Origin of the sequence: Flavobacterium alkalisoli, from assembly GCF_008000935.1 — a bacterium.
In the GTDB taxonomy this organism is placed as follows: Bacteria; Bacteroidota; Bacteroidia; order Flavobacteriales; family Flavobacteriaceae; genus Flavobacterium; species Flavobacterium alkalisoli.
The window spans coordinates 2,391,504-2,404,198 of sequence record NZ_CP042831.1 but is presented as its reverse complement, the minus strand read 5'-3'; the positions used below and the strand labels follow the sequence as shown (position 1 = coordinate 2,404,198).

At 37.2% G+C, this 12,695-nt stretch carries 12 protein-coding genes; 2 read left to right on the top strand and 10 right to left on the bottom strand.

Going from position 1 to position 12,695, the window contains the following annotated elements:
- Nucleotides 1-572: 572 nt before the first annotated feature.
- The 5 genes from FUA48_RS10725 to FUA48_RS10705 all read right to left on the bottom strand — a co-directional run bounded on the left by FUA48_RS10725 (nt 573) and on the right by FUA48_RS10705 (nt 3,387).
- Nucleotides 573-1,181, bottom strand: a complete 609-nt coding sequence (locus FUA48_RS10725; RefSeq protein ID WP_147583528.1) for a hypothetical protein — start codon at nt 1,179-1,181, stop codon at nt 573-575.
- Nucleotides 1,182-1,277: 96 nt separating this feature from the next.
- Nucleotides 1,278-1,739, bottom strand: a complete 462-nt coding sequence (locus tag FUA48_RS10720; RefSeq protein ID WP_147583527.1) for a hypothetical protein — start codon at nt 1,737-1,739, stop codon at nt 1,278-1,280.
- Between the two features lie 21 nt (nt 1,740-1,760).
- The gene (locus FUA48_RS10715) at nt 1,761-2,300 is read right to left on the bottom strand and encodes a tetratricopeptide repeat protein (RefSeq protein WP_147583526.1); all 540 of its coding nucleotides are present in this window, start codon (nt 2,298-2,300) and stop codon (nt 1,761-1,763) included.
- Nucleotides 2,301-2,306: 6 nt separating this feature from the next.
- A complete protein-coding gene (locus tag FUA48_RS10710) occupies nt 2,307-2,834 on the bottom strand; it encodes a tetratricopeptide repeat protein (RefSeq protein ID WP_147583525.1) in 528 nt (175 codons plus the stop codon).
- A gap of 25 nt (nt 2,835-2,859) precedes the next feature.
- On the bottom strand, nt 2,860-3,387 hold the full coding sequence (locus FUA48_RS10705; protein WP_147583524.1) for a tetratricopeptide repeat protein: 528 nt from the start codon (nt 3,385-3,387) through the stop codon (nt 2,860-2,862).
- Nucleotides 3,388-3,542: 155 nt separating this feature from the next.
- Between FUA48_RS10705 and FUA48_RS10700 the strand changes: the two genes are divergently transcribed.
- Complete coding sequence (locus FUA48_RS10700; RefSeq protein WP_205729404.1) at nt 3,543-4,025, top strand: hypothetical protein; 483 nt, start codon at nt 3,543-3,545, stop codon at nt 4,023-4,025.
- Between the two features lie 164 nt (nt 4,026-4,189).
- Here the strand turns inward: FUA48_RS10700 and rpsA are convergent, their stop codons facing one another.
- Nucleotides 4,190-5,959: a 30S ribosomal protein S1 gene (gene rpsA, locus FUA48_RS10695; protein ID WP_147583522.1), complete on the bottom strand. Its 1,770-nt coding sequence runs from the start codon at nt 5,957-5,959 to the stop codon at nt 4,190-4,192.
- A 339-nt stretch (nt 5,960-6,298) separates the two neighbouring features.
- On the opposite strand from rpsA, the gene FUA48_RS10690 reads away from it, so the two are divergent.
- Nucleotides 6,299-9,601, top strand: coding sequence for a T9SS type B sorting domain-containing protein (locus FUA48_RS10690; protein WP_147583521.1), 3,303 nt, complete (start codon nt 6,299-6,301; stop codon nt 9,599-9,601).
- Between the two features lie 86 nt (nt 9,602-9,687).
- Here the strand turns inward: FUA48_RS10690 and FUA48_RS10685 are convergent, their stop codons facing one another.
- The 4 genes from FUA48_RS10685 to FUA48_RS10670 all read right to left on the bottom strand — a co-directional run bounded on the left by FUA48_RS10685 (nt 9,688) and on the right by FUA48_RS10670 (nt 12,484).
- Nucleotides 9,688-10,170 (bottom strand): hypothetical protein, encoded by a 483-nt coding sequence (locus FUA48_RS10685; protein WP_147583520.1) that lies wholly within the window; start codon nt 10,168-10,170, stop codon nt 9,688-9,690.
- Nucleotides 10,171-10,213: 43 nt separating this feature from the next.
- Nucleotides 10,214-10,642: a hypothetical protein gene (locus FUA48_RS10680; RefSeq protein ID WP_147583519.1), complete on the bottom strand. Its 429-nt coding sequence runs from the start codon at nt 10,640-10,642 to the stop codon at nt 10,214-10,216.
- 76 nt (nt 10,643-10,718) lie between these two features.
- Nucleotides 10,719-11,048: a hypothetical protein gene (locus FUA48_RS10675; protein WP_147583518.1), complete on the bottom strand. Its 330-nt coding sequence runs from the start codon at nt 11,046-11,048 to the stop codon at nt 10,719-10,721.
- A gap of 164 nt (nt 11,049-11,212) precedes the next feature.
- Complete coding sequence (locus tag FUA48_RS10670; RefSeq protein ID WP_147583517.1) at nt 11,213-12,484, bottom strand: hypothetical protein; 1,272 nt, start codon at nt 12,482-12,484, stop codon at nt 11,213-11,215.
- Between the last annotated feature and the right edge of the window lie 211 nt (nt 12,485-12,695).

Below are 12,695 nucleotides of genomic sequence, written 5' to 3'. Positions count from 1 at the left end.
AATATATAACCTTAATTAATTAGTGATTTAGTTATTTTTTTTTATGCCCGGAGCTATTTAGTATCTGCGTTATCAAATGGGGGGATTACTGCAAAAACTCTTACGGTTTCGGGCATTTTTTTCTAAATCACACAAAAAAGAACAAACACAAACATTATATAAAATCATAGTCTGCTATTTGTATGTTTTCTTTAAAACTGCCCAAACAAAGCGCACTACAATCAATGTGAGGGATTTTGGTCAATAAGCTTAAGCTTTGGGCAGTTTTTAACTTAGAATCTATTCTGTTTTACTCTATATCTTTATTTTTATCAAAAACGCTGAGAGCCCGCTGTGAAGCCGGCTCTCTTCTTTTTATGATAGTCGAAGTTTTGTCATTAAATAAAAAGGGACTGTCTTAAAAGTGTCATTCTGAACGTAACGTAGTGAAGTGAAGAATCTCAAACAACTAATAGTCAGAGATCTTTCCTATCATCAAGATGACAAAATATAAACAGTAATTTTTTTCATAAGTCTAAAAATAAAAACCTGCTGGTTGGCAGGTTCCCATTGAACATTAATTATATAAACTTTTAAGCTTTATAAACATATACACTGGCCTTGCCGGAATTTACTCTTAGTTCAAAAGTAAAACTATCGCCGTCTGCTTTAAGGTTGTTTGTAAGATAATCACTTACTACAGTACTATTGTTTTCCAAATCATTTGTAAGAAGTGTAAAGTTATTAGGGGTAGTATATACTCCGCTGCTTTTTTCCTCAACGCCATTTCTGTCCTTATATACTACAAGATCTTTCTTAACGCTGTTTTCTAAAAAAATCAGTTCTTTAAGATGTGCCTCGCCTGCTTTTATTTCAATGGTCGAAACTAAATCGGTAATATCCTCACGCTCTTCAATTAAATCTCTGGCCTCTGTAATCATTTCAGCAAAAGTCTTATCACTTTTAGCTTTAAGGTCGGCTGCATTATCATACACAAACAGCTTAGAGAAATCCATATCCTTAAACGAAGCTGCTAACCCTTTGGCAATTCCATCGCCCAGGTTATCAAATTTTAGATTGTCAGCCTGTTTTGCTGTAACTTCCTGTGCATTTGTTTCGTTATTGTCTGATTGATTATTGCTACATGAAACCATTGCTGTACCAAATATTGCCAAGGTGGCAAAATACATAGCTTTTTTCATAATCTAAGGTTTTAATAGGTGTGTTAATACCATGGTTGTTAACTGTATAACGATAAAGATAACAAATAAAGTATTCTGATTATTTAATAAATAAAACTACAATTCCTCTGCCCTGTTTAGTTTATACCTTTTAAAGAAATCCCAAATTATAATTCCTAAAAACCACAGCAAGGGTACTATATTAACTATGCTATGTGCAGTATGAGAGTTTTCTGCGCCGGGGTGTAACATCATTAAAGTCATTACTATTACAATTTTTAGCACCACAAAAATGAAGAAAAACTGTACTATCCTTTTTACAAATAATGTTACAGCAGGATGATCTGTACTTTCCTCTTTGCTATCTTCATTTTTTCTTTTTTTGAATCTTATAATATTATCCCTAATAACTACTCCTGCAAACAGAATTATAGGTATAAGAACCAACCAGCTAACCACGCCGGCATCTGTAGGGAATATATTCAAATAGCTTTGCCCAAATAGCCCGAAAAGCATAAAAATTACGAACAACTGAAGGCAACGTTTTAAAATATGGTAAATAATACTGTCTTTGCTCATTGCAAGGTGTGTTATGTGTTATTAATCGCAATACATTCCTATTACATCGCGGCCTTCTACGGTAAAGCCCATTTCTTTTGCCTTTTTAAAATCGGCACAGGCCCCTTCCCTGTCGGGTTGTTCTAAACTTGCCCTGCAAATACCTCGCGAATAATATACTTCGCCGTCATAAGTAGTACCCAACTCAATAGCTTCGGTATAATCCTTAATGGCATTTAGATAGTCTTTATTACCCGAGAATGCTTCGCCACGGCAGGTTAGCACACGGCCTGTTTGCCTGTTATAGGTCATTGCCTTATTAAAGGTAGCCAAGGCATCTGTATACTTGCGGGAACCTACCTGTTTTGCACCAAGGCGCATCAGTTTTTCAAAATCGTCGTCTACAGGAGTGGCGGGAGCAGCAGTATCGGCTACCGGAGTTACCTCTGGATCCTTTTTAACTGTCTTTTCCTTTGCAGCCACACCTTTTTTATGTCTGGCTTTAGCATATTCCTGTGCTGTAAGTCCGTTAAATGTAAACAGGCACACCAGCAACAATAACATTTTAATTAAGTATTTCATTTTAATCTAATTACAGTCCCAATCTAAAGCCTTATCACCTTCTAACGCCCCATAATCACGGGCTTTTTTTATATCGTCACATTTTCGCTCCTTATCACCTTCACCGCCACGAGACCCATAAGAAATTCCCCTGGAAAGATGTATTACTCCCTTTGCATTATCATGAGGAAAATTAGTATTTTCTAAAGCATTAGTATAGTCTTTTATGGCGTCATCATATTGCTTTAGTTTCCAGTAACAAAGTCCTCTTAAATGCAGCACTAAATACTTCCAATCTGGCGGCGCTATCGCCAGCGCTTCAGTAAAAGCCTTTAAAGCTTCTTCAGGTTCATTATTATTACTAAAACCTCTTCCCTTTTCAAAAAGGGCCATAAAATCAGCGGGAGGTTCTTTTTTAATCTCTTTAGTCTCTGCAATCTTTTCCGGTTGTTTAAAAACAGTATCCTTTACCCTTTTGGTTGTATATTTAGGATAGTTTTGAGCATAGCCTAATCCGACACTAAACAAAAGTAATACAAGTAATATTCTTTTCATAGTAAGGTGTTTGGTACATTTTTTATTAATTACAACCCGTATCTAAAGCTGAGTCTCCTTCTAAAGCTCCATATTCACGGGCCTTTTTTAAATCAGCACATTTTCTCTCTATATCGCCTTCCCTATCACGTCGGCCATAAGACAGTGCTCTGGAAAGATATAATTGTCCTCTTGCATTATCATGAGGAAACTCACAATTTTCTATAGCATCTGTAAAATTGTTTATAGCCTGATCGTATTGTTTAATCCTGTTGTAACATAGTCCCCTAAATTGCATTATTAAATACTTCCATCTGGGTGAAGCCAATGCCAGTGCCTCTGTATATACTGCGATAGCTTCTTCATATCTACCGCTTCGGTTAAGATCAGTTGCTATATCATATAATTCCTTAAAACTGGCAGGAGGATCCTCTTTAACATCTTTAGTATCTTCAATTTTTTCAGGTTGTTTAAATACGGTATCTTTTACCCTTTTGGTTGTATACTTCGGATAGTTTTGTGCATATCCATAACCAACACTAAACAAAAGGAATAAAAATAAGATTCTTTTCATAGTAAGGCGTTTATCGCTAAGTTAATAGTTTTACATTATAACTTAAAACCATAGTGTTTTATTTTACCCTACATGATAACACAAACTTATTATACCTCTTTTACAGCCTTTACAAAAAGTATTTATATTTGAGCGAATACACATTGTTTACAGCCATGAAAAAGTATATAGTGCTTTTAGGTTTGTTTTGCCTGTTTTCCTGCGGAGGTGAAGACAACGACATTTGCTGTATGAACATAACCGACACTTTTACGGTTATATTAAAAAACAAACAGGGTGAAGATTTGCTTAATCCTTCGCATGTTGATTGTATAGTGCCCGACAGCATTAAGTTGTTTTATGTGGTTAATAATGTGGAGTATGAAATTTATAATCCGCAACGCGACTCGCCACGCAACTTTTTTGTATACCAAAATACTATGGACGGATTGTACCGCATTCAGTTTTATGCCAACCATTCACCCGAAGAACCTTACCCCATTACTTATATACAATGGACCTCACACGACCGCGACACGGTAAAGTGCCTTTTTGATGTGGGCCAAAACCATATAAACCTTAATAAGTTATGGTATAATAACTCCCTGCGAATTGATATGGCACAAGACGGTAATATGGAGTTTGAAGTTATTAAGTAATATTAAGTGTTCAGTCGCAGCAGGCAGTTGAGAAATCTTTCACTTCATTACATTACGTTCAGGATAACAACTCAACAACTTAGAACCTTAGGGTTTTGAAATACTAAGGACATAAAAAAAGCCCCAACAATGTTGGGGCTTTATATTTAAAGAGGAATCAGTGATTATTTCTCACCTTTTTCCATTCTTTCTTTTAATTCTGCTAATGCATCGATATCACCTAGAGTAGTTTTCTCTGCATTGTTGTTAGAGTTATTGTTAGAGTCGTTGTTAGACTTAACATTTTTCTCTTCCTCTTCTCTGAAGATAGCAGTATGAGAAGCTACAACTCTCTTGAATTCTTTGTTGAACTCAATTACTTTGAAGTCTGCAGACTCACCTTTTTTAAGTTTTTTACCATCTTCTTTCTCAAGGTGTCTTGTAGGGATGAAAGCAACGATATCGTCACCAAACTCTACAGTAGCACCTTTGTCAACGATCTCAGCTATCTCACCTGTGTGAACAGTACCTACAGCAAAAGACTCCTCATATTTATCCCATGGGTTAGGAGTAGTTTGTTTGTGGCCTAGAGATAGTTTACGTCCTTCTACATCAAGCTCAAGAACTACAACATCAAGTTTATCACCTACGTTTACAAACTCAGATGGGTGCTTGATTTTCTTAGTCCAAGAAAGATCAGAGATGTAGATTAAACCATCAATACCTTCTTCTAATTCTACGAAAATACCAAAGTTAGTAAAGTTTCTAACGATACCTGTGTGTTTAGAACCTACAGGGTATTTTGCAGTAATATCAGTCCAAGGGTCTTGAGAAAGTTGTTTGATACCTAGAGACATTTTGCGATCTTCTCTGTCAAGAGTTAAGATAACAGCCTCTACTTCATCACCAACTTTAACGAAATCCTGAGCAGATCTTAAGTGAGTAGACCAAGACATTTCAGAAACGTGGATTAAACCTTCAACACCTTCAGCAACTTCGATAAACGCACCGTAGTCAGCAATAACTACTACTTTACCTTTAACTTTGTCACCTACCGCTAGGTTAGCATCAAGTGCATCCCATGGGTGAGCGTTTAATTGCTTAAGACCAAGTTGGATTCTTGTTTTCTCATCATCAAAATCAAGGATAACCACGTTAAGTTTCTGGTCAAGTTCAAGAACTTCACTTGGGTGGTTAATTCTGCTCCAAGATAGGTCAGTAATATGGATAAGACCATCAACACCTCCAAGGTCGATGAATACACCGTAAGAAGTAATGTTTTTAACAACACCTTCAAGTACTTGTCCTTTTTCAAGCTGACCGATGATTTCTTTCTTCTGTACTTCGATATCCGCTTCGATAAGCGCTTTGTGTGAAACTACTACGTTTTTGAATTCGTGGTTGATTTTAACAACTTTGAACTCCATAGTTTTGTTTACATATTGGTCGTAATCCCTGATAGGCTTAACATCGATTTGAGAACCCGGTAAGAAAGCTTCGATACCGAATACGTCTACGATCATACCACCTTTAGTTCTGCACTTAACGAAACCATTAACGATTTCACCTGTTTCATGAGCGTTGATAACTCTGTCCCAAGCTTTAATTGTACGTGCTTTTTTGTGGGATAATACTAACTGTCCTGATTTATCTTCACGAACGTCGATTAATACCTCTACTTTGTCCCCTACTTTTAGGTTAGGGTTGTAACGGAACTCGTTTAAAGAGATAACACCTTCAGATTTAGCGTTGATGTCAACGATAGCATCTCTGTCAGTGATTCTAACTACAGTACCTTCTACTACTTCGTCATTGTCTGTTGAAATGAAAGTCTTCTCAACCAGATCTTCAAACTCTTTAAGGTGTTGCTCATCTACAGGATCAATACCTTCTTCGAAGTTGTGCCAGTTAAACTCTTTTAAAAATTCCTCTTGTGTTTTTACTTGTTCAGACATTGCTGATTAAAAATTTGTATTCCGTGCCTTACCTGGTTTCTTTAAGCAGTGGCAAAACTACCGGAAGCGTTTTACATATATGATTATAAACCTTTTAGAAACCTGTCCCGCTAAAAGGTGCGCAAAGGTACAAAAATATTATCATTATGCAAAACATTTACAAACAAGCTTTTAGCAACATTCAAATCATGTCTTAATCACACCCATAAATTTAAAATTAGTGTTACACATATAACTTTTATAAACAAATTATTTAACATAGATTTTATATAAATTATTTTAATTACCTTAGAAGCGGAAAAAAACTTGAAATTAAGTCTTAAAAACTTAATTTTATTTATGAAATTATCAATCAAATCAAAACCTTTGAAAATACAGCTTCCCTCCCGGAATTTTGTACTAACCCTTCTTTTGCTTTTTTTTAGCGTCGCAGCATCGGCACAGCTTACCGTTAGTATGACATCTAAAACCGATGAAACATGCCCCGGTAACGGTACCATAAACTTACAGGCACAAAATGCACAGGCTGGTATAGATGTATATTATTTAGTCTACAAACAGCCTGATTTAGCTAACCCAATATGGAACTCAACAAATCCTAACGTAACCGGCCTTACAGATGGCACGTATCAGGTAGTTGCAAAACAAAACGCAACATTATCTGACCCTATAGAAATTATTATAGAAGACCATACACAAACTATAACCTATAGCCTTACTAAAACAGACCCCGAATGCAATGACGGAGTTATAAATGTTACCGTAACACAGGGTACACCCATTAGCTATGAAATTATTGCAGGTCCGGCTACATTTCCTCCACAACCAACTCCTTCATTTACTAATCTTTCTCCGGGTACATATACCGTAAGGGTAAATGATGCCTGCGGATTTGGTGTTACGCAGTCTATTACACTTTTTTCGCAGACACAGGAACTTGTATTAAGTAACGCTCCGGGATTTCCCGACAACGAACTTCCGGCGTGTGACCAGTTAACCGTTACAAATTCATTAATGACAGTTGATGGCAATCCTGCCCAATTCCCTCTAACAATAACGATTACCGTATATCCACCCGATGGCAGTACACCTGTTACCGTAACAGGAGGTTATGATCCAAATACATTACAAACGTTTGCCGTAATACCTTTTTATTATGGAGAAACTTACCAATATACTATTACTGTAGAAGACTCCTGTAATACTTATACGGCAAACTGTACCGTGAATATAACTATGGTAGCGGTTGCCCTCTTTGATAATGCCAACTGTTTTGGTAAAAAACTTATTATATATCCCGCCAAATATGTGGCTCCGTTTACCATAACTTTTGACTCCTATCCTGCCGGGTGGGACCCTGCTGTGGCAAATCCTGACTATCCCGGGCCTTTTACAATTAACCCCGCAAATGCCGGACAGGAAATTGCCTTTGGTGATGACGATTATGAATGCCCATACGGAACTTATACCGGATCTATAACCGATGCATGCGGACGCACTCAACCATTTACCATAGAAATAGAAGAAATAGAAGTAATACCTACAGCGACACCTACAAATGCAGAATGCGGCACAGATATAGGCTCTGTTGTAATATCAATTCCGGGGCTTGAAATGGCAACGGCAGAAATTGTGGTAGCTCCCGATACTTATCCTAATCCGCTACCGGATGACATAATGGAGTTTTATGTTTACGATATGGAAGCAGAAGAGCCTATTAACGAACTTGAAATGGACCTGCCGGTAGGCAGCTACGTTGTGGTAGTTAGTGATGTATGCGGAAAAGTATACGACCCTATACCTTTTGTAATTGAAGTTGGCGATGGAAGTGCAGACGCCAGATCGCGTGTAGATTGCAGAGAAGGAGCCGTAACTATATCTGTATTCTCAACAAATACACCGGTTACCCAAGTTACGGTAACGGCGGCACCATCAGGTTTTCCCGAACCTATTCCTTTTGACATGACTCCTCTGTTACTCAATAACACGGCAGCATATATGGACGGGCTACCACCGGGATCATATACTTTTGAAGTAGTTGATGCTTGTGGTACACAAACTTTTTCAGAAACTTTTACAGCATATCAGGTAAATTCAACAGATGTTGATGTTACCCTGCAATGTGGTTCATTTGATATTAGCCTGGCACATTCCAGTAATGCCATAAATCAGGTAAAATTCTGGCTGCAACAATATAATGAAACAACAGGCGCATGGACCACACCTGGCATAGGTGATGATTATACCGAAGGTACTACACCGGAAGAAGGTGTAACCGGCATGCAGCTACTTAATAACCAAACCGCCTATAGCATTCCTTATAATGGTAGTTTTAGGGTATTAAAAACCTTTGAAGCTTATGGCTATGGGGTAAACAAAAAGATTTGTTCAACAAGTATTGAAGAATTTGAAGTACCCAATGGGCTTGAAATATTAGATATCCTTAATATATCATGCAACGGCAACGAAAACTCCGATGTTATGGTAAATGCGCTGGGTGTAGAACCATTAACCTACACCATAATACAAAAGAACGGGGAACCCTTTACCATAAATAACGGAACCAGTAATACTTTCCTTGGGCTTGAACCTGCCTCTTATACGGTACAGGTAGAAGATCCTTGTGGAAATGTGGTACCTATGATTTTTAATGTAAACGACCTTCCATCGCTGGTAACCGCTTATGACGCGCCTGATATTTCTAAATGTGATGTTAGTAATGACGGCGAAGAGGAATTTAACCTGGCAGCACAGGCTGCTTTTGTATTAGGCGCTCAGGATCCTGATTTGGTGACCATAACGTTCCACCTTACCCAGGCTGATGCCGAAACGCTAAGCAACCCGCTACCGGATATGTACACATCAGGTAACGCAACCATATATGCACGCGCTACACACAGCGCTAACCCGGATTGTGTTTCTGTAAGTACTTTTGAACTGATATTGCAGGAAGCTCCAATACTTAACATGGAAGACACCTATGCCCTTTGTGAAGGCGATGATGTTACCATTACCGCCCCTAATGGGTTTGATAGCTACGAATGGTCTACAGGTGAAACTACACAGTCTATAACATTATCAGAACAGGGTACTTATACCATAACAGCAACAAACGCCAACGGATGCGAAAGCACTAAAACAATTAGTGTTACTACTACAGCCATACCGCGTATACAGCATATTGATATTACCGACTGGACTACCAGCGACAATACCATAACCGTAATGGTAGAGCCTTCACCATACCCTCAGGATTTTGAATACTCTCTGGACGGAATTGTCTATCAGGATTCGCCTGAGTTTACCGGACTTACTGCCGGACCATACAACGTTTATGTAAGGGACAAATACAACTGTGGTAACGATTTGGGCGAAGTATACCTGCTTACCTACCCTCGTTTCTTTACGCCAAACGGCGACGGGGTAAACGAAAGGTGGCGTATACAGTACTCTATACACGAACCTGATATGGAAATTTATATTTTTGACAGGTATGGTAAGCTTATTACTGCCTTTGGCCCTAACTATGAAGGCTGGGATGGTACCTTCCACGGTAACCGACTGCCAAGTACGGATTACTGGTTTGTAGTAAAACGTCAGGATGGCCGCGAACTTAAAGGCCACTTCTCTATGGTGAGGTAAGCTATTTTTAGATTATTTGCTAAAATTTTCAGTCACAGTTTGTTGCTCGTGATCTGCTAGACTTGTGCTTTGAAAAGAAAAATGATCTATTCATCCTCAATCCTATTAAAAATCAATTCGTCTGTTCGTGAGCCATAAAACCACATAGCTACCTTAAGCAATAGCTTTTTATCGCTTACTTTACCCCAATAACTATTCACCTCTCTCCCTATACTATGAAATTCCATTGGTAAATCATCATCATTGGGTTCGGGTTCAATAAAGTCTGGCTTTACATAAGGGCTAACAGGTTCTTTACTGAACTTATAATTTTTTAGATGAAATTTTAAATTGTAACTATCATTACAGTCTTTACTTTCAGCAGTTTCAATATCGGCTACAAAACTAACTCCATCCCAATTACCACAATATACTCCCTTTGTCAGGGTATCGTTTTTAAAAGTAAGTTGGATATAATCGGTATGCTCTATGTAACCATCTAAAATATATTTACAAACATAGGTTTTAACCTGTGCCCGGCAATATATACCTATAAACAAAACAAAAATTAGTAAGGCTATTCTTTTCATAAGGTGTTATTAGGTTATACTATAAACAGTAAAGACAATACGATTATTGCTCTTCCCTTAATTTATCCTGTTGTTCTTTAATTTGTATTTTAATGTCTTTTATAAAACCTGGTGTAAAAGACATGAAACTATTAACCGAAAATCGAAACTTTTTTACTTCATTTCCTTCATTATATTCAACCACATATATCTTACGACTTAAAATAGACTTCCTTATAGACAATACATCCTTAAAAAATATTTCCTGCCCATTAACTACAAAGCGATTTTTATCTGCGTAAACCACTTTTAATGTCCTTAAATTTAACCACGCTATAAATAACATTCCACCAAGCAGCAAATAGGACAGTAAATCTCTGGTTTTAAATTCATCAAATATTTTAAAGAGTATAGCTATTACTATAAACACCAATATTAAATAAGGTATTCTTTTAGCCAATAATATTGGGGCGTCACTTGATATCTTTTTCATGTTCCAAAAATAATCAAGCTTATCAAACTGCAATTATAGAATATGTAAATATTCTCCTTTATTAAAAGATTACTGTTTACTGCACACTCCCCTGCCTCCACATGGCAATAGACTTTTCAAAGTACTTTTGCACATCGGTAGTTAAAAGCGCTATAAAAGTTTCCTCATACAGGTTTTCGTCAAAAAGGGTAAGTGCTATTTGCTCCAGTATAGCTTCGTGTTCAGGATGTTTTGTAGTATATACCCAGTTAACGCAGTCGGCACATCGATTGGATAAATCGGCATTATGAATATTGTTTGCTATGAAGATAGCGAAGAAACAGATTATAATAAAATCATCATCGTTTTCAAATTCCTTAAAGTCAAATTCGGGAACTGAATAAACCAGCTTTTCTTTTAGGGTCATATAGTGGTATATATATTAACTAACACAAGATAATTACTATGTCGCGTTTCCGTTTACGGGTAACCATAGTAAATTTAAAAGAATAGCCCATTCGGGCATTTAAACTTTAATTAATTTGTGCGAATTATATGATAAAACACACAAATTAATCGATAAACGGTAAACTACTTTAAAAAAGCAATAACTGCTTTTTCATATCCTTTGCAGTACTGGATATGATTTGTGCGTAACGAGTCTTTATAGCTAATACCGTCTACAGTTGCCTCGTGCATATTTACACGGTCCTGTACGGTTTGCCAAAGCCTTTTTTGTATGTACGGATTTTTATTGTTTTGCACAAAAGCATAAAACAACTCCGGTCGTTTTATAAAGATGTCATAAAAATAATCATCTGTACTCATCACCACGGTTTCACCTATAGGATTAGAAGCATCGGCCATTTTGTTAGTATAAATCTGGCCCGCAACATACATATAAAAAGTCAGGTTCTCGCTTTGCTCTTTTAACGACGACAGTACACCTGTAATTTCCATAAGGTCTCCCATTGTAGCATACTCGTCATAATGATTGGCTACCAGTTCATCAAGGTTTTTCCTGTTAGACTCAAAGTACGAAAGCTTTTCATCTGGAGTAAGTTTAAAGAACTGTGTTTCCTCCAGCGTACAAAACGGCTTTACGTCCATTTCGTTATCAGTAATAATAACCTCAAAAAGCTTTAGCTTATCGCCCTCTACCCTATAATGAAAGCTCTTGCCCCACTCGCTTCCTTTTTTAAAGTAAATCTTATCCATAGGATAGATATCAGAAACAAATACGGTTGCCACCTCATAATTATCGTAACCAAAAAGATTATTAGCCGATCCGTCAGGATTCAGCTGAATATTGGTAGTATAGCCTCCCATTTGCGGGCAATGGCATGAGTAACTTTTATTAGCAAATAAAATCTTATTGGTAACATCGCTTACCCCCTTCGACTCGTCTTTGGCATTCGGTACATCGGCTACTCTTATAAGTTCGGCCCTGTGTCCGTTAAGGTCAAACGAAAGTATGTTGTTTTTAAGGTAAATTCTTTCTTCAAGAGTACCCTCCAGTGTGGTGTAAGATATATAAGGTTCGGCATCTTTTTGTATAAGCATTCCCTGCTCTCCTTCAATACCGTAATATATCTTTATAGGTGTTTCTGCCTGGTCTGGTGCTGCCTTAATAACAACACTGTTTATTCCTTTAAGGAATTTAGACGAAGCGAATGGTGAACGGTTTGTTTTTAGTGAATCTACATACTCTTTAGGCACCCATACTCCATTGTATGGCTGAAGGCTAATAGTATATTCTACCTGTGGTACCACAGGCACGATTTCCGCGGTATGCTTGGGTTCCTGCTTGCAACCCACCAAAAATAGCATTACGGAAAACAGTAAAAGGGGCATCTGTTTCATTATAAGGCGGTGGTTTTTAGCTAATTATGCTCGCAACGAATGTAGTAAAAAAACTCTTTGTAAGAAACTAAATATTAAATTTTTATTTATATGTTGATTTTTCCTACATAATATGAGACTTAAATAACGAAAAAGGATTTTTAGTAAGAATCTTCTACGTTTTTTACATAGTCTCACAAGTTTCACCTATCAGATTTTAGATAAAAAACAC

Bases quoted from the DNA above. Each gene is read 5' to 3' on its own strand.
- FUA48_RS10725 (WP_147583528.1), bottom strand. From the start codon at position 1,181: ATGAAAAAAGCTATGTATTTTGCCACCTTGGCAATATTTGGTACAGCA.
- FUA48_RS10720 (WP_147583527.1), bottom strand. From the start codon at position 1,739: ATGAGCAAAGACAGTATTATTTACCATATTTTAAAACGTTGCCTTCAG.
- FUA48_RS10715 (WP_147583526.1), bottom strand. From the start codon at position 2,300: ATGAAATACTTAATTAAAATGTTATTGTTGCTGGTGTGCCTGTTTACA.
- FUA48_RS10710 (WP_147583525.1), bottom strand. From the start codon at position 2,834: ATGAAAAGAATATTACTTGTATTACTTTTGTTTAGTGTCGGATTAGGC.
- FUA48_RS10705 (WP_147583524.1), bottom strand. From the start codon at position 3,387: ATGAAAAGAATCTTATTTTTATTCCTTTTGTTTAGTGTTGGTTATGGA.
- FUA48_RS10700 (WP_205729404.1), top strand. From the start codon at position 3,543: ATGAAAAAGTATATAGTGCTTTTAGGTTTGTTTTGCCTGTTTTCCTGC.
- rpsA (WP_147583522.1), bottom strand. From the start codon at position 5,959: ATGTCTGAACAAGTAAAAACACAAGAGGAATTTTTAAAAGAGTTTAAC.
- FUA48_RS10690 (WP_147583521.1), top strand. From the start codon at position 6,299: ATGAAATTATCAATCAAATCAAAACCTTTGAAAATACAGCTTCCCTCC.
- FUA48_RS10685 (WP_147583520.1), bottom strand. From the start codon at position 10,170: ATGAAAAGAATAGCCTTACTAATTTTTGTTTTGTTTATAGGTATATAT.
- FUA48_RS10680 (WP_147583519.1), bottom strand. From the start codon at position 10,642: ATGAAAAAGATATCAAGTGACGCCCCAATATTATTGGCTAAAAGAATA.
- FUA48_RS10675 (WP_147583518.1), bottom strand. From the start codon at position 11,048: ATGACCCTAAAAGAAAAGCTGGTTTATTCAGTTCCCGAATTTGACTTT.
- FUA48_RS10670 (WP_147583517.1), bottom strand. From the start codon at position 12,484: ATGAAACAGATGCCCCTTTTACTGTTTTCCGTAATGCTATTTTTGGTG.